Here is a 24237-nt window from a genome sequence, read left to right as displayed (position 1 = left end):
ATGGCTCTCGAGGTTCCCTACCGGTCGATTCCCGACATGTTCTTCAAGCGCGTGGCGGCGACTCCGAACGGTCAGGCGTTCGCGACGCCCAACGCGGATGACACCGCCATGGTCTGGCACACCTGGGCCGAGGTGGGCGAGCGGGCCACCCGGATCGCCGCCGGCCTGCGTGCGCTGGGGGTCGGCCTGGAGGACCGGGTCGCGATCCTGGCCGGCACGAGTTACGAGTGGGTCCTGGCCGACCTCGGCATCAACTGCGCCGGCGCCGCGACCACCACGGTCTACCCGACCACCGAGCCGGAGGACGCGAGCTACATCGTCGCCAACTCGGGCTCCAAGGTGCTGTTCGCGGAGACCCCGAAGCAGGCGCTGAAGATCGCCGGCGCGGAAACCAGCGTCACGGCCGTCGTGCTGATCGAGGGGGCGGCCGACGCCGGCGCCACCCCGCCGCAGCTCACCCTGGCCGAGCTGGAGGAGCGCGGGGCCGCCGCGCTGCGCGACAACCCGAAGCTGATCGAGGAAGTGGTCGCCGGCATCGGCCCCGAGCACCTGGCCACCCTGATCTACACCTCCGGCACCACCGGCCGGCCCAAGGGCGTGCAGCTGCTGCACAGCGGCTGGACCTGGGAGGGTGTCGCGCAGGAGAGCCTCGGCCTGTTCGAGGCCACCGACCTGCAATACCTGTGGCTGCCGCTGTCCCACTCGTTCGGCAAGACGCTGCTCTGCGGCATCATCCACGTGGGCGTGCCGACCTACGTCGACGGGCGCGTCGACAAGCTGGTCGACCTGCTCTCGGTGGTGAAGCCGACGCTGATGTGCGCGGCGCCCCGCATCTTCGAGAAGGTCTACAACAAGACCGTCACCACCGCGCTCGGCGGCGGCGGCGCCAAGGCCAAGATCTTCGGCTGGGCGGTCGCCACCGGCAAGCAGAAGGTCGCGCTGGAGCAGGCCGGCAAGCCGGTGCCCGGCGGCCTCAAGGTGAAGTATGCGGTGGCCGAGAAGCTGGTCTTCTCGAAGCTGCAGGAGCGCCTCGGTGGCCGGCTGCGGGTGCTGGTCAGCGGCTCGGCGCCGCTGAGCCGGGACATCGCCGAGTTCTTCGCGGCCGCCAACCTTCCGATCATGGAGGGTTACGGCATGACCGAGAGCAGCGCGGCCAACTTCGTCAACCGGGCCGGCAAGCTCAAGATCGGCACGGTCGGCCAGGCGCTCGGCGACCTCGAGTGCAAGATCGACACGGATGGCGAGATCCTGCTCCGGGGCGCGCCGGTCATGCGGGGCTACCACGACCTGCCGGCCGAGACCGCGGAGGCGTTCACCGAGGACGGCTTCCTGCGCACCGGTGACATCGGCGAGCTCGACAGCGACGGCTACCTGACGATCACCGACCGCAAGAAGGACCTGGTCAAGACGTCCGGCGGCAAATACATCGCGCCGTCGGCGATCGAGGGCATGTTCAAGGCGGTCTGCCCCTACACGTCCCAGGCGGTCGTGGTCGGCCAGGCCCGCAACTTCGTCAGCATGCTGGTCTCGCTGGACGAGGACGCGATCGTGGCCTGGGCCGCCGGTGGCCCCCTCGACGGCAAGAGCTACGCCGAGATCTGCGCGGCCCCCGAGACCCAGAAGCTGGTCGGGGATTACATCGAGGAGCTGAACGGCAAGCTCAACAAGTGGGAGACGGTGAAGAAGTTCGCCATCCTGCCGCGCGACCTGAGCATCGAGGCGGGCGAGATCACGCCGTCGATGAAGATCAAGCGGCGGAGCGTGGAAACCAACTTCTCCGCCGAGATCGACAAGATGTATGCGGGCAGCCTCGCCCAGATCTAAGCGATCGGGAGGCCGCGCGAGCGGCCTCCCGAATCATGATGATCAGCGCGCGTAGAACTCGACGACGAGCTGCTCGTCGCAGAGCACCGGCACCTCTTTGCGCTCCGGGTTCCGCAGCACCGTGATGCGCAGCTCCTCGAGAGCGGTCGACAGGTAGGGCGCGGTCGGCCCGTCCAGGTGCGCGCCGGCGGCGGCGATCTGGAACGGCGGCTTCGGCCGGCTCTTCTCCTTGACCTCGACGATCTGGCCCGGACGCAGGCGGTAGCCCGGCCGGTCCACCTTCTTGCCGTCGACGATGAAGTGACCGTGCACGACCAGCTGGCGGGCCTGGTAGATGGTGCGGGCCAGGCCGGCGCGGTGCACGACGGCGTCGAGGCGGCGCTCCAGCAGGGTCACCATCGCCTCGCCGGTCTTGCCCTCGGCGCGGTGGGCGTCCTCGTAGGCCTTGCGCATCTGCGCCTCGCTGATGTTGTACTGGTGCCGCAGCCGCTGCTTCTCGAGCAGTCGGACCTGGTAGTCCGAGGCCTTACGCCGGCTGCGTCCGTGCACGCCCGGCGGGAACGGCCGCTTCTCGAAGTACTTCACGCACTTGGGCGTCAGCGGTATGCCGAGGGCGCGGGACAGTTTGGCCTTGGGCCGGGAGTTGTTCATGAAGTCTCCGAGAATGAGAGTGCTTGAGGCCGCTTGGTTTTGATCCGGTGTTACGGTTAGCCTCACCTTACTAAGGCAAGCCTAACCGGTCCCCGGAGGTACCACGCATGCAGCCCAGCCACGCCGAGGTAGCTCGTACGCTCGCCGCCGGGCACCTGCCCGCGGTCGCGCACATCGCCTGCCGCCCAGGGCCGCTTCCGGTTCGGCACGTGACCGACGCACACGGCCGTGTGCTGCTGCTTTCCCCGGCCGACGGCGCGTTCACCGCGGCGCTGCGCCCGCAGCCCGGCACCGACGACACCGCCATGGTTCTCGACATCACCGACGTGCCGCCGATGGCCGGCTCGCCCGCCCTCGGCCGCGTCTGGGTGTCCGGCTGGGCCGTCCGCCTCGACGGCGACGAGGCCCGGCAGGCCGTCCTCGACTACGCCGACATCGACGCCTCCGGCGACCTGCTCGACGTCGGCGAGAGCAAGGTGCTGCACCGGATGGACGTGGCCGAGGTGCGCTACGAGCGCAACGAGAAACTCGTCGACGTGGACCCGGACGACTTCGCGGCGGCCACCCCCGACCCGCTGCGGCAGATCGAGTTCGACCTGATCGCCGACCTCGCCGACCACCACCTGGCCGAGATGAGCGCCTACGTGCGCCGCCAGCTGGGCTCGTCGTTCCAGCCGAAGAAGGAGCCGGAGGTGGTCCGGATGGACCGCTACGGTTTCATGGTCCGCCTCGACGACAAGCTGGCCCGGCTGTCCTTCCCGCGCCCGGTCGCCGACCGCCACGACCTCGCCCACCTGCTGCACCCGGTGCTCTGCCACCGCTGCGGGCACTGAACGGCTAGATCGGCCCGTTCAGGAATCGCTGCACATTCGGTCCCATCGCCGCGACCAGCAGCTCCGGTTCCGCACTCGCGAGCGGCTCGATCTTCAGCACATAACGCGCCATGATCATGCCCGCGATCTGCGTCGCCACCAGCGCCGATCGCAGCGCGGCCTCGTCCGGGTCGGCGACCATCTGGCTGACCGCCTTGCGCAGGATCTGGGTGACCACGAACTCGCGCAGAAGCCGCGCCGTCCATTCATTGCTCAGCGCCGAGCGGAACATCGCCAGTGCGGCACCTCCGGCTGGCGAATCCCACACGCTCAGCACCAGCCTGATCAGCCGTTCCCCGGCCTTTTCCGGGGGTCCGGCCAGCGCTTGCGGGATCAATTCAGCCGGATCGATCGGCGCGTTCATGGCCGCCAGGAAGAGCTTCTCCTTGGTGCCGAAATAGTGATGCACGAGAGCCGGATCGACACCGGCGTCCCCCGCGATCGCCCGGATCGACGCCTTGTCGAAACCCTTCTCGGCGAACGTCCGGCGAGCGGCCTCCAGAATGGACGACTTGGTGTCCTGATTGCCCGGGCGCCGCCCGCTGCGCTTGACCAACAAAGCTCCTCAAATATGCCGCCGCCGCGAACTCTACGGAACAGCAAGAACGCAAAGGCCAATATAAGTACGGCGTAGCACGAGTCCCCAAGTCAGCGGCCGGCTGAGTGGGTGGCCAAGGCCGTCGCGACGACCGGCCGGCGTCGGCGGGCCCTTAAAACAGCCGCGTGCTCGCCCGCAGCCCTTCGATGCCGACGTCGAGGGCGGCCTCCAAGTGGGTGATGCGCCCGGTGCTGAGGAAGATGATCACGCCGCCCTGAATGCCGGCGATCAGTGCGGCGGCGGCCCGCTCGGCGTCGACCGCGGCCGCGATCTCACCGGCGGCCTGCATCCGGTGGATGCCGATGACCAGCGCCTCCAGCCATTGGCGGATCAGCTCGGCGGTCACCGCCCGCGCGCCGGGGGAGCGGCTGCCGCTCTGGCCGAGCAACGAGTTGAGCGGGCATTCCTGGCCCTGCGCCAGGTAGCGCCGCACCACGCTGTCGCGCCACTGCTGCCAGGCCGCCCACGACGACAGGTCACCGAGCATCGGCTGCTGATCGGCGAGCACCTGATCCGCTTCGTGCCGGGCCACCGCCAGCAGCAGCTCCTCCTTGCCGCCGGGGAAGTAGTGGAACAGCTGGCTCTTGCTGGTGCTGGTGCGAGTCATCACATCCTCGAGCCGGGCAGCGGCGACACCGCGCTCGCGGATCTCGGCCGCCGCGCCGGTCACGATGCGCAGACGGGTCTGCTCGCCCTTGCGGGTCAGCACGGTCATGGGCGGCCTCCATTTCTGGACTTGCGGGTCCAATTCTAGCGACGCATCGTGGGGCGCGCAGCACCCCCACGAACGGAGACAGCACCATGACCGCATCCCTGACCGGCCGGACCGCCCTGGTCACCGGCTCCACCGACGGCATCGGCGCCGCGATCGCCCGCACCCTCGCCGACGCCGGCGCGCACGTGGTCGTCAGCGGCCGGGACACCGCCCGCGGCGAGAAGGTGGTGGCCGGGATCGCCGAGCGCGGCGGCAGCGCGACCTTCGTCCGCGCCGACCTGGCCGAGGGCGGCCCGGCCGTGCGCGCCCTCGCCGCGGCGGCCGGCCCGGTCGACATCCTGGTCAACAACGCCGCGATGCTGATCACCCCGGCGCCGACCGCGGACGTCGACGAGGAGCTGATCGACCGGGCCCTCGCGATCAACGTGAAGGCCGCGTTCCTGCTGACCGGTGCGATCGCCCCGGCGATGGCGGCCCGCGGCGGCGGCGCGATCGTCAACATGGGCTCGGTCAACGGGCTCGGCGGCACCGCGCGGTCCGCTCTCTACAGCGTCACCAAGGCCGCGATCCACTCACTGACCATGTCGTTCGCCGACGAATACGCGCCGGTGGGCGTCCGGGTCAACACGGTGGCACCCGGCCCGACCATGACCGACAAGGTGATCGGCATGGGCGAGCACATCACGGCGATGGTGGCCCGCTTCCCGTCCCGCCGGGCCAGCACCCCGGACGAGGTCGCGAAGGCCGTGCTCTTCCTGGCCGGCGACGACGCGGCGAACATCCACGGCGCCACCCTCTCGGTGGACGGCGGCGCCGCGGCGATGGCTGTCTGAGATCTCCTAGAGCGCCAGGATGCGGTCGAGGAACTCGCGGTAGCCGCGCATCGCCATCCGCATGCTCTCGGTGTCCGGGGTCGAGTTGCCGCGCAGCGGGTCCAGCTCGTCCCGCTCGGCCAGCAGGGCCTCGGTGAGTTCGTTGACCGCGTCGGTGAGCAGGTCGTGGGCCCGGGTCAGGGCCCGCTCCGGGTCGTCGACGAACTCGGCCTTCACCTCGTGCCAGGCGGCCCGGAAGTGGCGGGTGGCGTCGTCGTCCCAGAAGGCGATGTGGCCGGCCTCGACGTCGCCGGGGCGCAGCGGCTGGCCGTCGCCGCCGAGCTCGTCGTCCTCGTCGGGAGCGGCGCGGCGGCCGCGCCGGACCGGCTCGGCGTCCTCGAGGCTGGCCGAGCGGCGCGGCGCCGGCGGGCGCAGAACGCTCTCGTCCTCCCACGGGCGGCGCAGCGACGCATCCTCGGCGGTGCGCACGGCGGCGACGGCCGCGATGGCGTCGGCGGCGGACGGCTTGGTCAGCTCCTCCGCGGCCGGGGTCACGGCCGACCGGGTGACCGGGGCCGGCGGGCTGACCGGCCGGGCGATCGCCGGCGGGGGTACGGACGGCGGGGTCACCGACGCCGGGCTCACCGACGCGGGGCTCACGGACGCCGGGCTCACGGACGCCGGGGTGATCGGCGGCGGGGTCACCGACGGCCGGGTGGCGGGCGAGATCGGGCGCAGGCTGTCCGCGTCGGCGGGCGGCTTCGGCAGAGCGGGCTTCGGCAGGGCCGGCTTCGGCGGGGCCGGCGACTCGGCCGCCGGGTGCGCTGCGTGCGCGGGCGGCGACTGCGGGGCCGGGGAGAGCGGGGCCGACGGGAAAGGTGCCGGCGAGAGCGGCGCGGTGCCGTTGGTGGCCGGCGGCGCCGAGAACGACTGCGGGGTCAGCGGCGAGGTGCCACCGCGCGGCACCGGCACGCCGGAGACCGGCCCGGAGGACGGGTCGGGCAGCGCGGGCACATAGGACGGCGGCTGGCCGTAGGCCGGCGGCGCGAAACTCGAGGCCGGCGGCGGGAAGCCGGCCGGCGGCGGGGTGAAGCCGGGGGAGACCGGCGCCGACGAGACCGGAGCGCCGGAGGTCGGGGTCACCACCGGGTGGGTCGAGGTGGGCACGGACGCCCAGCCGGTTGCCTGGCGGCGCGACTCGGGAGTCGGCTCGTCGCCGTCCCGCGTCTCGTTCGCTGCCGGGTCACCGGGTGCGGTGAAACCGGGAATCCCGGCCCGTCCGTTCATGTCGTCACGCCCGTTCTCGTCGGTTGCTTCCGCCGGGCCCGTCTTCGCGGCCGGCTCGCCCGTCGCCGGGCCATCCACAGTAGATGGCTCGTCGTCCGGTTGCTTCGCCCGTCCGTTCAGTTCCGGACCGCTGTGCCCGTTCGGGCCGGATCGCGGTTCGTCGGCGGTGTTGCGCCCGCCGAACAGGAACCGGCCGTTGCGACCGCTCAAACCGAAGCCACCGAACGTCGCGGTGTCCCGGTCCCACGGATTAGCTCGCCGAGACTCTACGTCCTGAGCTGCGTCTTCGCCGGTGTCCGACGCGCCGGAGTGATCTGGATCGCCCTCCCGCGCCTCGTGCTGCCCGCCGGTGGCCGGGCCGCCTGCTTTACCGCTCTTACCCGCGTCGGCGTTGCCGTCCCCGCCGGCGCGGCCCGCGGCGTCGCGGCCGTTGCCGCTCGCGCTGAGCCGGCTGCCGAGCGAAAGGCCGATCTCATCGCCGGGCGTGTCCCCGGCCGAGCCGCGCGGAGATCCGACCGCCGGCTTGCCGTGCGAAGGCTTGCCGGCCGGGCCGCCGGGCTTTCCGCCGTTCGGGCCGCCGGAAGAGTCGCTCGTCGTGCCGCCGGGCGTTTCGCCGAACGGGCCGTCGGCCGAGCCACCCGCTGGGCCACTCACCGGGCTGCCTCCCGGGCCACCCGCAGGGCTGCCTCCCGGGCCGCCGAACGCGCCGCCGGTCGAGCCGCCCAACGATCGGCCGGGCGCGCCACCGAGCGGACCGCTGCCGGGACCGCTGCCCGGGCCGGAGGCGGGCGACGCGGCGGGCTTCGGAGCGTCCGGTGACGGCGGGCCTCCGGCCGGTGGCCGGGCCGCGCCGAACGGTGACGCCGGCGCGAGCCCGCCGTGCCGGCCCGGGGCCAGCGGCACCGGGCTGCCGTGCACCGGCACCGGCGGCGGGCCGGGGGTGGGTGGCGGCCCGAAGAGGCCGGTGTCGGTCTGATCGGTGCGCCGCGAGCCGAGCGCGACCATCTGAGGTTCACCCGGAAGGACTACCGAGATCTCGGGGTGCTCGGCGGTATCGGCCGTGTCGTCGGCGTCCCGGTGGACCGGCCAGAAGCGGGACAGCCCACGGGCTGACCGGTTGTTCTCGGGGGTGGACGTCGGCTCCATCGGTGTAAGACTCCCGTCGCGAGGCTGCCCCACCCGCGCCCGTGAGCTGCGCGGACCCGTATCCGGCGGGCGGGCGCCCGCACCCTGGGCCGGGCGCGGCGCAGCACGACGGTACCGTCCCGGGCGTCCGGGCACATCCCCTGTGCCCGGATCGTGGCCCCCGCCGTGGGGTGCCGCCGCGGGCGGAGCCGTGGGGTGGATCAGGGCGGTGCCCGGTCGCGGTGGACAATCGTTGACGTGGCAGTGAAGACCTCTCTCGATCCGGACATCGCGGCACGTCTCAAGCGGACCTCCGACGGCCTGGTCGCCGCGATCGTGCGCGAGCACGGCAGCGGCGACGTGCTGATGCTCGCCTGGATGGACGACGAGGCGCTGCATCGCACGCTGACCACCGGCCGGGCCACCTACTGGTCGCGCAGCCGCGAGGAGTACTGGGTGAAGGGCGCCACCTCCGGCCACCACCAGTACGTGAAGTCGGTCGCCCTCGACTGCGACGGCGACGCGCTGCTGGTCACCGTCGAGCAGGTCGGCGCGGCCTGCCACACCGGCGCGGCCAACTGCTTCTTCGACGAGCTGCCGGTGACGAGCGAGTCGCCAACCACGGGGGAGCAGGGATGACCAGCGGAGCGGTCCAGCCGGACGAGACCGAGTTCCTGCGGCAGCGGCGCCGGGTGGTCCCGGTGACCCGCCGGCTGCTCGCCGACGGTGAGACGCCGGTCGGTGTCTACACCAAACTGGCCGGCGGCCCCGGCACCTTCCTGCTGGAGTCGGCCGAGCAGGGCGCCGGCCCGTCCGGCGCGGCCTGGTCGCGCTATTCGTTCATCGGCGTGCGCAGTGCCGCCACCCTGGTCGAGCGGGACGGCGAGGCGGCCTGGCTGGGCACGCCCCCGGCCGGCCTGCCGACCGGCGGCGACCCGGTCACCGTGCTGCGCGAGACGGTCGCGGCGCTGGCCGACGGCCCGGTCGCGGAGGGGCTGCCGCCGCTGACCGGCGGCATGGTCGGCTATCTGAGCTACGACCTGGTGCGCCGGTTCGAGCGGCTGCCGGCCACCGCCACCGACGACCTGCTGCTGCCCGAGCTGGGCATGATGCTCGCCACCGACCTGGTGGTGCTCGACCACTACGACGGTTCGGCGATCCTGGTGGCCAATGCCGTGGTGTCCGGCGACGCCGGCGACGACGAGCGCCGGGCGGCCTATCACAACGCGGTCGGCCGGCTCGACGCGATGACCACCGCACTGTCCCGGCCCACCCCGCCGATGATCTCCACGGTGGACCGGCGCCCGGCCGGCGAGCCGGTCAGCCGCACCGCACCGGGGGAGTATCAGAAGGCGGTCGAGGAGGCCAAGGAGGCGATCCGGGCCGGCGAGTGCTTCCAGATCGTGGTGGCCCAGCGGTTCGAGCGGCCCACCGACGCCAACCCGCTCGACGTCTACCGCGTGCTGCGGGCGACCAACCCCAGCCCGTACATGTATCTGTTGCGTTTTGATGATTTTGACATCGTCGGGTCGTCGCCGGAGGCGCACCTCAAGGTCAGCGCCGACGAGGAGGGTGTCCGCCGGGCGCTGCTGCACCCGATCGCCGGCACCCGCTGGCGAGGGGCGACCCCCGAGCAGGACGCGGCGCTCGCGGCCGAGCTGCTGGCCGACCCGAAGGAACGCTCCGAGCACGTCATGCTGGTCGACCTGGGCCGCAACGACCTGGGCCGGGTGTGCAAGCCGGGCACGGTCGAGGTGCCGGAGTTCGCCCGGATCGAGCGGTACAGCCACGTCATGCACATCGTCTCGACGGTCACCGGCGAGCTGCGCGACGAGCAGACGGCGTTCGACGCGCTGGCCGCCACCTTCCCGGCCGGCACCCTCTCCGGCGCGCCCAAGGTCCGGGCCATGGAGATCATCGAGTCCCTGGAACCGACCCGGCGCGGCCTCTACGGCGGCACGGTCGGCTACTTCGGCTTCGCCGGCGACATGGACATGGCGATCGCGATCCGCACCGCCCTGCTCAAGGACGGCGTCGCCTACGTGGGCGCCGGCGCGGGCATCGTGGCCGATTCGGATCCCGCGGCCGAGGAGACCGAGACCCGCAACAAGGCGGCCGCGGTGCTGGCCGCCATAGCCTCGGCGGAAACGTTGCGCGCGGCGCGATGAACGGCCGCCGCTCCTACGTCCTGACCCTGCTGGCCGCGCTGGCCGGCGCGGCCCTGGCGCTGTACGCGATCACCCGTACGTGGTCGGTCCACCTGATCCCGCGGACCGGCCTGTCCGACCTGCGCGAGGCCCGCACCGGCACCGACGTGGAGCCGTGGGTGACCGGCCTGGCCGTGGTCGCGCTGGCCGGCACGGGCGCGCTGCTGGCCACGTCGGGCTGGGTCCGCCGCGCCCTGGGCGTGCTGCTGGCCCTGGCCGGCGCGGGCGTGACGGCCGGCGCGATCCTCGGCCGGGCCGGCCTCGACCCGGGTTCCGCAGGCGCCGCCGGCTGGGCCTGGCCGATCACCTGCGCGGCCGGCGGCCTGATCATCGCGCTGGGCGGCCTGACCGCAGCCGCCCAGGGCCACCGCTGGCCGCGTATGTCCGCCCGCTACGACCGAAAGCCGGCCCCGGCCACTTCCGCAGCCACCGAGAAGCCGACGGCGGCCGCTGACCACCGCGCCACCTGGGACGCCCTCGACCGCGGCGACGACCCGACGGCAGGCTGACCGGCCCGGCGGTAACTCGGGCGGGTGATCATGGGTCGGCCGGAGCAGCGGATCCTCATCGGAGTCCGCAGCGAAGAGGAAGCGCGGCGTCGGCCGGGGGCCCGGCTGAGGGGCGGGGCTGCCATGTGGTGCTCCGGGGCGGGGGCGGCCACGGTGGGGGTGGGTGGGGTGAGACCGCGTACCTCAAAAGAGGTTTTATCGGGTTTTGGCCATGTTCTGGCGAGGTGAAGTTGCCAGCATGGCGGCTACCTCGCGGGTCAGGTCGTCGCGGGCCTGGTTGCGGGCGCGGTCGGCGAGCATGGCGAAGTAGGCGTTGTCGCGAGCCGTCGGCACGTTTGCCGGGCCGGCCATCGCGCGCTGGACGTTGGTCACCAGGGTTGCCGCCACCGAGACGACTGCCCGGGACACCTCGGCGAGGGATGGGGACGGGGTCTGCTGCGAATCGGCCACGGTAAACTCCACGTCGATCATTTCCGCTGGTCGCGTCGGGGGACGGACCCTAGTCTGCCTCGGAATCAGCATGACCGATTCGTATTTCTGCGACATGACGTCGCCGTCAACGCGACGGGGTATCCACCGATCAGATGAGGTGTCCCTGCATGCGGCGATGTGACACGTGAGTTTTCTGTGACTGACGTGACACCGTCCGCGAGCACGCGGCATTATGCCGCAGCCCAACTGGTGAGGCGCGCCATACCCCGGGCGGTTGCGGATCATCGCGACCTCCTAGCATCGGGCGGAGGACACCCGGAGAGGGGAGTCATTACGTGACATCCGATCAGCAGGCGGAGGCGGGCACTGGCGGGCCGCAGAACGTGCTGGAGGAGATCCTCGCCGGAGTGCGCGAGGACGTGGCGGCCCGGCAGGAAAAGGTGCCGCTGGAGCAGGTTCGGGAACTCGCCGCGGCGGCACCTCCGGCCATCGACGCGTACGCAGCGTTGCGTAAGCCGGGCGTTGCCGTCATCGCCGAGGTGAAGCGGTCGTCGCCCTCCAAGGGCGCGATCGCCGACATCCCGGACCCGGCCGAGTTGGCCGGGGAGTATGCGGCGGGTGGCGCCCGGTGCATCAGCGTGCTCACCGAGGGCCGATGGTTCGGCGGATCCCTGGCGGATCTGGCGGCCGTCCGGCAGTCGGTCGGCATCCCGGTGCTCCGCAAGGACTTCGTGATCTCCAGCTATCAAGTGCATGAGGCACGGGCGCACGGCGCCGACCTGGTTCTGCTGATCGTTGCGGCGCTCGAGCAGAACGTTCTGGTCGGCCTGCTCGAGCGGATCGAGTCGCTCGGCATGACCGCCCTCGTCGAAGTGCACAACGAGGAGGAGGCCGACCGGGCACTCGAGGCGAACGCGAAGGTCATCGGGGTCAACGCCCGGGACCTGCGGACGCTCGAGGTGGACCGGTCGGTGTTCGAGCGGATCGCCCCCGGCTTGCCGAACAACGTGGTCAAGATCGCCGAGTCGGGCGTGCGGGGTCCGCACGACCTGATCCGCTATGCGTCAGCCGGCGCGGACGCGGTGCTCGTCGGTGAGGGCCTGGTGACCCAGAAGTCGCCGCGGGACGCGGTGGCCGAGCTGGTGAACGCGGGCAACCACCCGGCGACCCCGAGGCCGGTCCGATGACCGCGCCCGCTTTGCCCGACTTGTCGGGTCATTTCGGGCGATATGGTGGTCGCTTCGTGCCGGAGGCGCTCGTTCGAGCGCTCGACGAACTCGAAGCGGCCTACCGCTCGGCCAAGGCCGACCCGGAGTTCCAGGCGGAGTTCGAGGATCTGCTCCTCAACTACGCCGGCACGCCGTCGTTGCTCTACCCGGCCAAGCGGCTCTCCGCCAAGGCCGGGGCCGAGATCCTGCTCAAGCGGGAGGATCTCAACCACACCGGCGCCCACAAGGTGCGCAACGTGCTCGGCCAGGCGTTGCTCGCCAAACGGATGGGCAAGCCCCGGGTGATCGCCGAGACCGGCGCCGGCCAGCACGGCGTGGCCAGTGCGACCGCGGCCGCCCTGCTCGACCTCGAGTGCGTGGTCTACATGGGGGAGACCGACACCGAGCGGCAGGCGCTGAACGTGGCCCGCATGCGGATGCTCGGCGCCACCGTCATCCCGGTGACGAACGGCTCGCGCACGCTGAAGGACGCGCTCAACGAGGCCCTGCGGGACTGGGTCGCGTCGGTTGACCACACGCACTACCTGCTGGGCACGGCCGCCGGGCCGCACCCGTTCCCGGAGATCGTCCGCGACTTCGTGGGCGGCATCGGGATCGAGGCCCGGGCCCAGTGTCTCGACCAGATCGGGCGGCTGCCCGACGCGGTGGCGGCCTGTGTCGGCGGCGGCTCGAACGCGATCGGCATCTTCCACGCCTTCGTGCCGGACGAGCAGGTCGCGCTGTACGGCTTCGAGGCGGGCGGCGACGGCATCGCGACCGGCCGGCACGCCGCGTCGATCACCGGCGGCTCGTCCGGCGTGCTGCACGGCGCCCGGACGTACGTGCTGCAGGACGACGACGGCCAGACCGTCGAGTCGCACTCGATCTCGGCCGGCCTGGACTACCCGGGCGTCGGCCCCGAGCACGCCTGGCTGCACGACACCGGCCGGGCGGAGTACGAGCCGGTGACCGACGCCGAGGCGATGGCGGCGTTCCAGCTGCTGTGCCGCACCGAGGGGATCATCCCGGCGATCGAGAGCGCGCACGCGGTGGCGGGCGCCCTCCGGATCGTTCCGGCACTGACCGCCGAGCTCGGCCGCACGCCGACGATCGTGATCAACCTGTCCGGCCGCGGCGACAAGGACGTGCACACCGCCGGGGCCTACTTCGGCATCCTCGATCCGGTCGAGACGCTGGTCCCGGGAGAGCAAGAGTGAGCATCACCGAGATCTTCGCGAAGGCGAAGTCGGAAGACCGGGCCGTGCTGATCGGCTGCATGCCGGCCGGCTTCCCGACCGTCGACGACAGCATCGCGTCGATGATCGCGATGCACGAGGCCGGCTGCGACGTCATCGAGGTCGAGCTGCCCTACTCCGACCCGGTGATGGACGGCCCGGTCATCCAGAAGGCCAGCGACATCGCCCTCGCCGCCGGCGTGCGCACCCGCGACACGCTGCGGATCATCGAGGCGGTCTCGAACGCCGGCGCACCGGTCGTGCTGATGACCTACTGGAACCCCATCGAGAAGTACGGGGTGAACGCGTTCGCCCGGGACCTGGCCGCGGCCGGCGCCACCGGGATGATCACGCCGGACCTGATCCCGGACGAGGCGGAGGAATGGATCGCCGCCTCCGACGAGCACCGGATCGACCGCACCTTCCTGGTGTCGCCCTCATCGACCGACGAGCGGCTCGCGATGACCGTGGCGAACTGCCGGGGCTTCGTCTACGCCACCGCGCTGATGGGCGTCACCGGCGCCCGCACCGCCGTGTCGCAGCAGGCTCCGGACCTGGTCGCCCGGGTGCGGCACGCCGACCGGGAGATGCCGGTCGGGGTCGGCCTCGGGGTCGGCAACGGCAAGCAGGCGGCCCAGGTGGCGGCGTTCGCGGACGGCGTGATCGTCGGCAGCGCATTGATCCGGTGCGTGCTGGAGTCATCCGACCGCGCGACCGGACTGGCCCGCCTGCGGGCGCTCAGCACCGAGTTGGCCGAAGGCGTGCGTAACCCGGAAAAGTAGGCCCGCCCTGGGCGACCATGGTTGGCGTCGCGACGGTAGCGTGTGCACCCGTGAACTATGCCGCGATCCCGAGTCCGACAACGTCCGTCTGGCACGTTCTCGGCTTGCCCATCCGGGCGTACGCACTCTGCATCGTCCTCGGCATCGTTGCCGCCGTCCTCCTCATGGAGGTGCGTCTGCGACGCCGTGGAGTGGCGCCGTGGGCGTCGCTCGACATGGCGGTGTGGGCCGTCCCGCTGGGCATCATCGGAGCCCGCGTCTACCACCTGATCACCTCGCCGCAGGACTACTTCGGTTCCGGCGGCGACCCGATCCGGGCGCTCTACATCTGGGAGGGCGGCCTCGGCATCTGGGGCGCGGTCGCCGGTGGCGCGGTCGGTGCCTGGATCGCCGCCCGCCAGCTCGGCCTGCCGTTCGCCATCTTCGCCGACTCGCTCGCCCCGGCCCTGCCGGTCGCGCAGGCGATCGGCCGGTTCGGCAACTGGTTCAACAACGAGCTGTACGGCAAGCCCACCACGCTGCCGTGGGGCCTGCGGGTGCACGACATGGACACGTCCAACCCCGGGCACGCGACGGTGATCGACGGCGAGGCGGTCACCAAGGCCGGCCTCTACCACCCGACCTTCCTCTACGAGGCGGTCTGGGACGTCGGCGTGGCCGGCCTGGTGTGGGCACTGGACCGTCGCTTCAAGTTCGGCCGCGGGCGCGCTTTCGCGCTGTACGTGATGGCCTACACGGTCGGCCGCTTCTGGATCGAGATTCTCCGGGTCGACGAGGCCAACAAGATCTTCGGCGTACGCCTCAACGTGTTCACCGCGGCGGTGCTGTTCGTGGCCGCACTGATCTACTTCCTGGCCGTGCGCGGCCCGCGCGCCTACGTGGTGCCGGACGACGCGCCGGAGGTCGCACCGCCCCCGGCGGCCGAGGGCGACGACGCTGAGGCGGCCACCGAGCCGCCGCGGGCGCCGAAGAGCTACCAGGTGGTCAGCGAGTCCCGGTTCGAGGCCTATCAACGCACCGGCGTCCTACCCCCGGACACCGAGGCGGACGTCGCGCTCGAGGTCGCGGCGGGCGCCCATCCGCACGACGCCGCCGATCCGGCCGGCCCGGCCGGGGTCGGTGAGGCCGTGCTGGCCACCGGCGCCGCGGCGGGCACCGGGCCGGACGGCAAGAGCGGCAGCGACGCCGAACCCGCGTCCAAGCCTGACGAGCACTGAGCGCCGGGCCGGCCGGCGTGCGCACGGCGGTGGTGGTGGGCGCGGGGATGGCCGGTCTGGCCACCGCGGGTGCCCTGTCGCGGGCCGGCTGGCAGGTGATTCTGCTGGAGCGGGGGGAGCGGGTCGCCGCCCCGCCCACCGCGCTGGTGCTCTGGTCGAACGGGCGCCGGGCGCTCGAGTCCCTCGATCCGGACGGCGGCTGGTCCGGCATCGCCGCGCCGATGCCGGACGGCGGGGTCCGCCGGCCGGACGGGCAGTGGCTGGTGGCGCCGCGCAGCCGGGTCGGCGCCGGTCCCGCCCCGGCGGTGGTGCACCTGGAAGATCTGTACGACGCGCTGGTCGCCGGCCTCGGTGACCGGGTGGAGATCCGCACCGGCTTCGACGTGACGACGGTCCGGGTCGGCCGCCGGCAGCGGCCCGCCGTCGGCGACGGCCGCAGCCTGATCGAGGCCGACCTGGTGGTGGCGGCGGACGGCATCGACAGCCCGATCCGGCGTGCGCTGGCGCCCGAGGCGGTGGCGGTCGGGTCCGGTTTCGCGGCCTGGCAGGCGGTGATCCCGGGTTACCGGGTGCCCAAGCTGACCCCGGAGCAGGCGGCGGGCGGGGAGACCCTGGGCGCCGGCTATCGGTTCGTCTCCATCCCGCTCGGCGAGCGGGCGGCCGGCAAGGGCGGCATCTACTGGGTGGCCACCGCGGCCGGCGCGCCGCGGCCGGAGCCGGCCGCCACCCAGCTGGCGCTGCTGCGGCGCTGGTTCGCCGCCTGGCACCCGCCGGTCGGCGACCTGCTGGCCGCGACCCACCCCGAGGACCTGGTGCCGCAGGAGGTGCGCGAGCTGCGTCCGCTGCCCCGGGCGTACGGTTTCGCCTCCGGCCCGGGCGGCGTGGTGCTGCTCGGCGACGCCGCCCATGCCATGCCGCATCACCTCGGGCAGGGCGCCTGTCTCGCTTTCGAGGACGCGGCCACGCTCCGCCCGCTGGTCGCCGACGCCAAGCCCGGCCCCGATCTGGTGGCCGCGATCGAGGCCTACAGCCGGACCCGCCGGCCGCGCACCACCAGCGTGGTGCGGCAGACCCGGCGGATGTCGGCGGTCGTGCAGGCGCGTGGGCGGCTCGCGTTGCGCGCCCGCGATGCCGCCCTCAACCACATGCGGCCGCGGATCCTGGGCAACCACACCCACCTCGAAGCCGACTGGACGCCGCCCGAAGGCTAGGGCGCATCTGACGGATCACCCAGGGCTGCGGCGTGGTCCAGAGCGCGCCTGACGGCGCCCGCGACGCGCCCACATACAACCCCGGTATGAGGGCGCGTCGCGGGCGACGCCAGCCACACTCTGGACCTCGCCTCGCACTTGGGTGATCCGTCAGATGCGCCCTAGGGCGCCCTAGATCTGCGTGGCGGCCGGCTCGGCGATGCAGGCCGTGCCCAGCCGGCGGAAGCCGACCTTGGTGTAGAGGCGGGCCACGTCGTCGTCGCCGGCCGACAGGAAGACCAGCCGCACGCCGTCGGTCAGCGCCCGGCGGGCCAGCGTCGCGGTCAGCTGGGATGCGTAGCCGCGGCCGCGGGCCGTGGGCAGGGTGGCCACCCCGGCGATCTCGGCGACGTCGCCGTCGCGCATCAGGGCGCCGGTGGCCAGGATTCCCTCGGACGGGGAGGTCACCACGGCGGTGTGGTAGGCGCCGTCGGTGGCCCGTTTGCGGAATCCCGCGACCATGTCGGGGTGGAGTTCCTCGATCGCCGCGTCCCGCTCCGTGGGACCGGCGACGCCGGTGATCAGCGCCGTCTCGGTGGAGAGAGCGGCCACCGCGGACACCTCCTCCATCGGCGTCGCGTTGGGCGGGCTGCCGAAGCCCAGCTGGGCCACCGCGCGGGTCGCGGCCAGGTCGGCCGGGTAGGTGGTGCCGGCCGGATCGAGCACCGAGATCACCGCGTCGCGGACCGGGAGGTCGGGCACCAGGGCGGCCGGATCCAGCGTGAGCAGCGGCGCGAGCAGCACCTCGAGCCCGGCCGAGCGGGCCACCGCGAGCAGATCCGGGGTCGTCTCATGGACCCATTCGAATGCCTCGGGGATGCCCAGCTCTCGTTGCCGGCGCCGGACGGCAGTAATATCAGCGGCGGACGGCGTCTCCACCCCTATCCGGGGACGGGCGTAGTAGGGCCACCCATCGCCCTCGCGGACGAAGAGCACCAGCCCCCCGAACTCCTCCACACGTGCGTAGGGTCGGGGGAGGGCGTCATAGAAACGCTCAAGCCTGACGAAGACGTCGGTATCCGGAAGCGCCACCGCGCGAGACTACCGAATCCGGCGCGACGCTGCCCCTTACGCGTTTCCGGGCCCGCATATTTCCGCCGTGAAGGGCGTTTCGCCCCGACTCAAGTGTGATCCATCCGAACTGGCGGACATCGGTGGCCCTTAACGTAGACTCTAGAGACTTTGCAGGGCCGACGTCGTCCCGACCTTGATAGGAAACACCAGAGACGACAGGAGGCCCGGTGGCATATCCGCACCCCCAGGGGCTTTACGACCCAGCTTCCGAACGCGACGCCTGCGGTGTGGCCTTCGTGGCCGATCTGTACGGCCGCCGTTCTCACGATGTGGTCGCCAAGGGCCTGTCGGCGCTGATCCGCCTCGACCACCGGGGCGCTCGCGGCGCCGAGTACAACACCGGCGACGGCGCCGGGATCATGATTCAGGTCCCGGACGCGTTCTACCGCGAAGCGACCGGCATCGAGCTTCCGGAGCCGGGCTTCTACGCCACCGGCCTGGTCTTCCTGCCGAACGACGCGGACGCGCAGGCGCGCACCATCAAGATCTTCGAGAAGTACGCCCTGGTCGAGGGCGGCGAGGTGCTCGGCTGGCGGGACGTCCCGGTGCGGCCGGACGGGCTCGGTGCCACGGCCGAGGAGGCCCGCCCGTACATCAAGCAGGTTTTTCTTGCTGCTCATCGCCTGACCGGCAGTGCCGCGGGGCCGAAGGACGAGCCGCTGAGCGGCCTCGAACTGGACCGGGTCGCGTTCACCATCCGTAAGCAGGCCGAGCGGGAGTCCTCGCAGCGCAGCGTCGGTGCCTACTTCCCGTCGCTGTCCTCGCGGACCATCACCTACAAGGGCATGCTCACCCCGGACCAGCTGCCGGACTTCTTCCCGGACCTGACCGACGAGCGGGTCGCCAGCGCGATCGCCCTCGTGCACTCGCGGTTCTCGACGAACACGTTCCCGTCGTGGCCGCTGGCCCACCCCTACCGCTTCATCGCGCACAACGGCGAGATCAACACGATCCGCGGCAACAAGAACTGGATGGCCGCCCGCGAGGCGCTGCTCCAGTCGAAGGTGCTGCCCGGCAACATCAAGCGGCTGTTCCCGATCAACACGCCGGAGGCGTCCGACTCGGCCGGCTTCGACGAGGTGCTCGAGTTGCTGCACCTGGCCGGTCGCTCGCTGCCGCACGCGATGCTGATGATGATCCCGGAGGCGTGGGAGAACGACCCGCAGATGGAGCCGAAGCGGCGCGCGTTCTACCGCTTCCACTCCTCGCTGATGGAGCCGTGGGACGGGCCGGCCGCGGTCGCGTTCACCGACGGCTCCTCGATCGGCGCCGTGCTCGACCGCAACGGCCTGCGCCCCGGGCGCTGGTGGCACACCGCCGACGGCCTCGTCGTGCTCGGCTCCGAGGCGGGCGTGCTCGACCTCGACCCGGCCACCGTGGTCGCCAAGGGCCGCCTGCAGCCGGGCAAGATGTTCCTGGTCGACACGGCCGCCGGGCGGATCGTGCACGACGACGAGATCAAGGCCGGGCTGGCCGCCGCGCAGCCGTACGACGAGTGGCTGCACGCCGGGCTGATCAACCTGGCCGACCTGCCGCCGCGCGAGCACGTCATCTACACGCACGACTCGGTGACCCGCCGCCAGCAGGTGTTCGGCTACTCCGAGGAGGAGCTCAAGATCCTGGTCGCGCCGATGGCGCGGACCGGGGCCGAGCCGCTCGGCTCGATGGGCACCGACACCCCGATCTCGCCGCTGTCCACCCGGCCGCGGCTGCTGTTCGACTACTTCCACCAGCTGTTCGCGCAGGTCACCAACCCGCCGCTGGACGCCATCCGGGAAGAGCTGGTCACCTCGCTGGCGACCACGATCGGGCCGGAGGGCAACCTGCTCGACCCCGGCCCGGCGTCCTGCCGGCAGATCGTGCTGCCCTACCCGGTGATCGACAACGACGAGCTGGCCAAGCTGCTCTCCATCGACGAGGACGGCGACCTGCCCGGCTTCAAGGCGGTCCGGGTGTCCGGCCTCTACCCGCTGCGCGACGGCGCGGCCGGGATCAAGGCGCGGCTCACCCAGATCTGCCGGCACGTGTCGGAGGCGATCGAGGACGGCGTACGCATCCTGGTCCTCTCCGACCGCGACTCCAACGCGGACCTGGCGCCGATCCCGTCGCTGCTGCTCACCGCCGCCGTGCACCAGCACCTGGTCCGCGAGCAGACCCGCACCCAGGTGGCGCTGGTCGTCGAGTCCGGCGACTGCCGCGAGGTGCACCACGCGGCCACGCTGATCGGCTTCGGCGCCGCCGCGGTCAACCCCTACCTGGCGTTCGAGAGTGTCGACGACCTGATCGCGACCGGCCCGCTCGCCGGGCTCGACCCGCGGGTCGCGGTCCGCAACTACGTCAAGGCGCTCGGCAAGGGCGTCCTGAAGATCATGTCCAAGATGGGCATCTCGACCGTCTCGTCGTACTGCGGCGCCCAGGTGTTCGAGGCCGTCGGCCTCGACAACAAGCTGCTCCAGCGCTATTTCGCCGGCACCAGCGGGCGGATCGGCGGCTCCGGGCTGGCCGAGATCCACGCCGAGGTGAAGGCCCGGCACTCGAAGGCCTACCCGGCCAACCCGGCCGAGCGCTCGCACCGCCGGCTCGAGGTCGGCGGCGAATACCAGTGGCGCCGCGAGGGCGAGGTGCACCTCTTCAACCCGGAGACGGTGTTCCTGCTCCAGCACGCGACCCGGTCCAAGCAGTACGACGTGTTCCGCAAATACACCGCGAAGGTCGACGAGCTCGCCGGCCAGGCCGGATCGCTGCGCGGGCTGTTCGAGTTCGCCGGCGACCGGGTGCCGGTGCCGCTCGACGAGGTCGAGCCGGTCAGCGAGATCGTCAAGCGGTTCGCGACCGGCGCGATGAGCTACGGCTCGATCTCGGCCGAGTCGCACGAGACGCTCGCGATCGCGATGAACCGGCTCGGCGGCAAGTCGAACACCGGTGAGGGCGGCGAGGACGTCGACCGCCTCTACGACCCGCAGCGCCGTTCCGCGGTCAAGCAGATCGCCTCCGGCCGCTTCGGCGTGACCAGCGAATACCTGGTCAACGCGGACGACCTGCAGATCAAGATGGCGCAGGGCGCGAAGCCCGGCGAGGGCGGTCAGCTGGCCGGCAACAAGGTGTGGCCGTGGATCGCCAAGACCCGGCACACCACCCCCGGCATCGGCCTCATCTCGCCGCCGCCGCACCACGACATCTACTCGATCGAGGACCTCGCGCAGCTGGTCCACGACCTGAAGATGGTCAACCCGGCGGCCCGGGTGCACGTCAAGCTGGTCAGCGAGATCGGCGTCGGCACGGTCGCGGCCGGCGTCGCGAAGCTGAAGGCCGACGTCATCCTGATCTCCGGCCACGACGGCGGCACCGGCGCGTCCCCGCTCAACTCGCTCAAGCACGCCGGCTCCCCGTGGGAGCTGGGCCTGGCCGAGGCGCAGCAGACGCTGCTGCTCAACAAGCTCCGCGACCGGGTCACCGTGCAGGTCGACGGCCAGCTCAAGACCGGCCGGGACGTGATCATCGCGGCCCTGCTCGGCGCCGAGGAGTTCGGCTTCGCCACCGCGCCGCTGATCGTGAGCGGCTGCATCATGATGCGGGTCTGCCACCTGGACACCTGCCCGGTCGGCGTCGCCACCCAGAACCCGGTGCTGCGCGAACGCTTCAACGGCAAGCCCGAGTTCGTCGAGAACTTCTTCCTCTTCCTCGCCGAGGAGGTCCGCGAATACCTGGCCGAGCTGGGCTTCCGCACCATCGACGAGGCGATCGGGCACGCCGAGGTGCTCAACATCCGCCCGGCGATCAACCACTGGAAGGCGAAGGGCCTCGACCTGGCCCCGATGCTGTTCGTGCCGGAGCTGCCCGAGGGCGCGGCCCGCCGCGGCGTGGTCGCCCAGGACCATGGCCTCGACAAGGCGCTGGACAACAAGCTGATCGAGCTGGCCCAGCCGGCCCTGACCGGGGACGCCAAGATCAGCGAGGAGCTGGCGGTCCGCAACGACCAGCGCAGCGTCGGCGCGATGCTGGGCGGCGAGGTGACCCGCCGGCTCGGCGGCGCCGGGCTGCCCGACGACACCATCACGTTCACCCTGCGGGGCACGGCCGGCCAGTCGTTCGGCGCGTTCCTGCCGCGCGGCGTCACCCTGCGGCTGATCGGCGACACCAACGACTACGTCGCGAAGGGCCTGTCCGGGGGCCGGGTGATCGTCCGGCCCGACGAGAGCGCGCCGTTCGTGGCCGAGGACAACATCATCGCCGGCAACACCATCCTCTACGGCGCGACCACCGGCGAGCTGTTCCTGCGGGGCCGGGCCGGCGAACGCTTCGCGGTCCGCAACTCCGGCGCCGCCGCCGTCGTCGAGGGCGTCGGCGACCACGGCTGCGAGTACATGACCGGCGGCACCGTCGTGGTGCTCGGCCCGACCGGCCGCAACTTCGCGGCCGGCATGAGCGGCGGCACCGCGTTCGTGCTCGACCTGCTGCCCACCCGGGTCAACCCGGAGCTGGTCGACCTGACCCCGCTCACCGCCGACGAGCAGGGCGTGTTGCGCAGCCTGGTGGAGAAGCACTTCGCCGAGACCGGCTCGGCGGTGGCCGAGAAGCTGCTGGCCGACTGGCCGGCCGCGGTCGAGCGGTTCACCGCCGTGGTGCCGCGCGACTACAAGCGTGTGATGGAACTGATCAGGACCGCCGAAGCCGCCGGTCGCAATGTCGACGAGGCGGTCATGGGGGTCAAGAGTGCCTGATCCGAACGGTTTCCTCCGCTACGAGCGGCAGCTCCCGAAGCGGCGGCCGGTGCCGGTGCGCATCCGTGACTGGCGGGAGGTCTACCCGCCGGCCGGCGAGGAGCTCATCCGCGACCAGGCCACCCGCTGCATGGACTGCGGCATCCCGTTCTGTCACGAGGGCTGCCCGCTGGGCAACCGCATCCCGGACTGGAACGACCTGGTCCGCACCGGGGCGTGGCAGGCGGCGTCCGAGGCGCTGCACGCCACCAACAACTTCCCGGAGTTCACCGGCCGGCTCTGCCCGGCGCCGTGCGAGGCCGCCTGCGTGCTGGGCATCGCCGACGACCCGGTGACCATCAAGCAGGTCGAGGTGGAGATCGCCAACCACGCGTTCGACCTCGGCTACGTCAAGCCGCAGCCGGCACCGGCCGCGTCCGGCTACAAGGTCGCGGTGGTCGGTTCCGGCCCGGCGGGCCTGGCGGCCGCCCAACAGCTGGCGCGGGCCGGGCATGCGGTCACCGTCTTCGAACGCGACGACCGCATCGGCGGATTATTGAGGTACGGGATTCCCGACTTCAAAATTGAGAAGTCGGTGGTCGACGCCCGCCTGGCCCAGCTGGAGGCCGAGGGCGTGGTCTTCCAGGCCGGCGTGAACGTAGGCGTCGACATCACCGCGGATGACCTGCGCGAACGCTTCGACGCGGTGCTGCTCGCCACCGGTGCACTGGCCGGCCGGGACACCCCGTCGACCCCCGGGCGCACCCTGAACGGCGTGCACCTGGCCATGGAGCACCTGGTCCCGGCCAACCGGGTGGTCGCCGGCTTGCAGGACACCACCCCGATCGACGCGGACGGCCGGCACGTCGTGATCATCGGCGGCGGCGACACCGGCGCCGACTGCCTGGGCGTGGCCCACCGGCAGGGCGCGGCCAACGTGATCCAACTCGACCAGTACCCGTTGCCGCCGGACGTGCGCGCGGCCGACCTGCACCCGTGGCCGACCTGGCCGACCATCCTGCGCAACTACCCGGCCCACGAGGAAGGTGGCGACCGCGTCTTCGGCGTGGCCGTCCAGGAGTTCGTGGACGACGGTGCGGGGAACGTCGCGGCCGTCCGCATCGCGGAGGTCGTGGTCGAGCGAATCGACGGGGTCCGCACGGTTACGGTCACGCCCGGCTCGGAGCGCGACCTGCGGGCAGACCTGGTGCTGCTGGCGATCGGCTTCGACGGCACCGAGCAGCAGCCGTTGCTGGACCAGTTCGGCATCAGCCGCAACCGGCGCGGCGCCCTGGACGCCAACGCCGAGTGGCAGACATCAGCCGAGGGCGTCTTCGTGGCAGGCGACGCCCACAAGGGCGCGTCCCTGATCGTCTGGGCAATCGCCGAGGGCCGATCGGCGGCGGCCGCCATCCACTCCTACCTTGGGGCAAAGGGCGAACTGCCGGCGCCGGTGCTCTCCAGCGCACAGCCGCTGAGCGCCTGAGCAATCCCTGAAACGCCGGCCCGTTTTACGGGCCGGCGTTTTTGTATGAGGGCTCGGCGCACTGGTGGGGTGCGGGTGGGGTGGGGGTGGCGCTCTCACCGGGGGCGGGGCTGGGCTGGGCGGCGCAATCGCGGGGCGCGGGGCTGAGCTGGGCGGAATGCTCACGAGTGCGGGGCCGGGTGGGCGGCCCACTCACCGGGCGTGGGGCTGAGGCGGGCGGGATGCTCGCGGGGTGCGGGGCTGAGGTGGGCGG

General features: G+C 72.0%; 19 protein-coding genes. 13 read left to right on the top strand and 6 right to left on the bottom strand.

Going from position 1 to position 24237, the window contains the following annotated elements:
- Positions 1 to 1824: an AMP-dependent synthetase/ligase gene (locus tag Adu01nite_RS44460; RefSeq protein ID WP_203735437.1), complete on the top strand. Its 1824-nt coding sequence runs from the start codon at positions 1 to 3 to the stop codon at positions 1822 to 1824.
- A gap of 42 nt (positions 1825 to 1866) precedes the next feature.
- Here Adu01nite_RS44460 and rpsD read toward each other — a convergent pair whose 3' ends face one another.
- On the bottom strand, positions 1867 to 2475 hold the full coding sequence (gene rpsD, locus Adu01nite_RS44455; protein WP_203735436.1) for a 30S ribosomal protein S4: 609 nt from the start codon (positions 2473 to 2475) through the stop codon (positions 1867 to 1869).
- Positions 2476 to 2582: 107 nt separating this feature from the next.
- Here rpsD and Adu01nite_RS44450 point away from each other — a divergent pair, with 107 nt between their 5' ends.
- Entirely contained in the window at positions 2583 to 3308 is a 726-nt protein-coding gene (locus Adu01nite_RS44450; protein WP_203735435.1) for a DUF2470 domain-containing protein, read from the top strand.
- A 4-nt stretch (positions 3309 to 3312) separates the two neighbouring features.
- Here the strand turns inward: Adu01nite_RS44450 and Adu01nite_RS44445 are convergent, their stop codons facing one another.
- Together Adu01nite_RS44445 and Adu01nite_RS44440 are read right to left on the bottom strand one after the other, a co-directional pair.
- On the bottom strand, positions 3313 to 3903 hold the full coding sequence (locus Adu01nite_RS44445) for a TetR/AcrR family transcriptional regulator (RefSeq protein ID WP_203735434.1): 591 nt from the start codon (positions 3901 to 3903) through the stop codon (positions 3313 to 3315).
- Positions 3904 to 4057: 154 nt separating this feature from the next.
- Positions 4058 to 4660: a TetR/AcrR family transcriptional regulator gene (locus Adu01nite_RS44440; protein ID WP_203735433.1), complete on the bottom strand. Its 603-nt coding sequence runs from the start codon at positions 4658 to 4660 to the stop codon at positions 4058 to 4060.
- Between the two features lie 86 nt (positions 4661 to 4746).
- Here Adu01nite_RS44440 and Adu01nite_RS44435 point away from each other — a divergent pair, with 86 nt between their 5' ends.
- Complete coding sequence (locus Adu01nite_RS44435; RefSeq protein WP_203735432.1) at positions 4747 to 5493, top strand: SDR family NAD(P)-dependent oxidoreductase; 747 nt, start codon at positions 4747 to 4749, stop codon at positions 5491 to 5493.
- Between the two features lie 6 nt (positions 5494 to 5499).
- Here the strand turns inward: Adu01nite_RS44435 and Adu01nite_RS44430 are convergent, their stop codons facing one another.
- The gene (locus tag Adu01nite_RS44430; protein WP_203735431.1) at positions 5500 to 7905 is read right to left on the bottom strand and encodes a hypothetical protein; all 2406 of its coding nucleotides are present in this window, start codon (positions 7903 to 7905) and stop codon (positions 5500 to 5502) included.
- A 237-nt stretch (positions 7906 to 8142) separates the two neighbouring features.
- Between Adu01nite_RS44430 and hisI the strand changes: the two genes are divergently transcribed.
- Genes hisI through Adu01nite_RS44415 form a run of 3 tightly spaced genes read left to right on the top strand, consistent with a single transcriptional unit; the run spans position 8143 to position 10600 of the window.
- On the top strand, positions 8143 to 8523 hold the full coding sequence (gene hisI, locus Adu01nite_RS44425) for a phosphoribosyl-AMP cyclohydrolase (RefSeq protein WP_203735430.1): 381 nt from the start codon (positions 8143 to 8145) through the stop codon (positions 8521 to 8523).
- Positions 8520 to 10052, top strand: coding sequence for an anthranilate synthase component I (locus Adu01nite_RS44420; protein WP_203735429.1), 1533 nt, complete (start codon positions 8520 to 8522; stop codon positions 10050 to 10052). Before hisI ends, Adu01nite_RS44420 begins: the two co-directional genes overlap by 4 nt.
- Entirely contained in the window at positions 10049 to 10600 is a 552-nt protein-coding gene (locus Adu01nite_RS44415; protein WP_203735428.1) for a Trp biosynthesis-associated membrane protein, read from the top strand. Before Adu01nite_RS44420 ends, Adu01nite_RS44415 begins: the two co-directional genes overlap by 4 nt.
- A gap of 195 nt (positions 10601 to 10795) precedes the next feature.
- Here Adu01nite_RS44415 and Adu01nite_RS44410 read toward each other — a convergent pair whose 3' ends face one another.
- The gene (locus Adu01nite_RS44410; RefSeq protein WP_239133183.1) at positions 10796 to 11050 is read right to left on the bottom strand and encodes a hypothetical protein; all 255 of its coding nucleotides are present in this window, start codon (positions 11048 to 11050) and stop codon (positions 10796 to 10798) included.
- A 365-nt stretch (positions 11051 to 11415) separates the two neighbouring features.
- Between Adu01nite_RS44410 and trpC the strand changes: the two genes are divergently transcribed.
- Genes trpC through Adu01nite_RS44385 form a run of 5 tightly spaced genes read left to right on the top strand, consistent with a single transcriptional unit; the run spans position 11416 to position 16685 of the window.
- Positions 11416 to 12219 (top strand): indole-3-glycerol phosphate synthase TrpC, encoded by an 804-nt coding sequence (gene trpC, locus Adu01nite_RS44405; protein ID WP_203735484.1) that lies wholly within the window; start codon positions 11416 to 11418, stop codon positions 12217 to 12219.
- A complete protein-coding gene (trpB, locus tag Adu01nite_RS44400; protein WP_203735426.1) occupies positions 12216 to 13457 on the top strand; it encodes a tryptophan synthase subunit beta in 1242 nt (413 codons plus the stop codon). Before trpC ends, trpB begins: the two co-directional genes overlap by 4 nt.
- A complete protein-coding gene (gene trpA, locus Adu01nite_RS44395) occupies positions 13454 to 14257 on the top strand; it encodes a tryptophan synthase subunit alpha (RefSeq protein WP_203735425.1) in 804 nt (267 codons plus the stop codon). The genes trpB and trpA overlap by 4 nt, the downstream gene beginning before the upstream one ends.
- Positions 14258 to 14274: 17 nt before the next feature.
- A complete protein-coding gene (lgt, locus tag Adu01nite_RS44390; protein WP_203735424.1) occupies positions 14275 to 15474 on the top strand; it encodes a prolipoprotein diacylglyceryl transferase in 1200 nt (399 codons plus the stop codon).
- Between the two features lie 17 nt (positions 15475 to 15491).
- Positions 15492 to 16685 carry an FAD-dependent oxidoreductase gene (locus Adu01nite_RS44385; RefSeq protein ID WP_203735423.1) on the top strand — a complete coding sequence of 398 codons (1194 nt, stop codon included), beginning with the start codon at positions 15492 to 15494 and terminating at the stop codon, positions 16683 to 16685.
- A gap of 171 nt (positions 16686 to 16856) precedes the next feature.
- On the opposite strand, the gene Adu01nite_RS44380 is transcribed toward Adu01nite_RS44385, so the two are convergent.
- Complete coding sequence (locus Adu01nite_RS44380) at positions 16857 to 17756, bottom strand: GNAT family N-acetyltransferase (protein WP_203735422.1); 900 nt, start codon at positions 17754 to 17756, stop codon at positions 16857 to 16859.
- A 209-nt stretch (positions 17757 to 17965) separates the two neighbouring features.
- On the opposite strand from Adu01nite_RS44380, the gene gltB reads away from it, so the two are divergent.
- Together gltB and Adu01nite_RS44370 are read left to right on the top strand one after the other, a co-directional pair.
- Positions 17966 to 22519: a glutamate synthase large subunit gene (gltB, locus tag Adu01nite_RS44375; protein ID WP_203735421.1), complete on the top strand. Its 4554-nt coding sequence runs from the start codon at positions 17966 to 17968 to the stop codon at positions 22517 to 22519.
- Entirely contained in the window at positions 22512 to 23984 is a 1473-nt protein-coding gene (locus Adu01nite_RS44370) for a glutamate synthase subunit beta (protein ID WP_203735420.1), read from the top strand. Before gltB ends, Adu01nite_RS44370 begins: the two co-directional genes overlap by 8 nt.
- Positions 23985 to 24237 lie beyond the last annotated feature (253 nt).

It is taken from the genome of Paractinoplanes durhamensis, assembly GCF_016862175.1.
Taxonomy (GTDB): domain Bacteria; phylum Actinomycetota; class Actinomycetes; order Mycobacteriales; family Micromonosporaceae; genus Actinoplanes; species Actinoplanes durhamensis.
The sequence above is the reverse complement of the archived record's forward strand: the minus strand, read 5'-3'. Positions and strand labels throughout refer to the sequence as shown.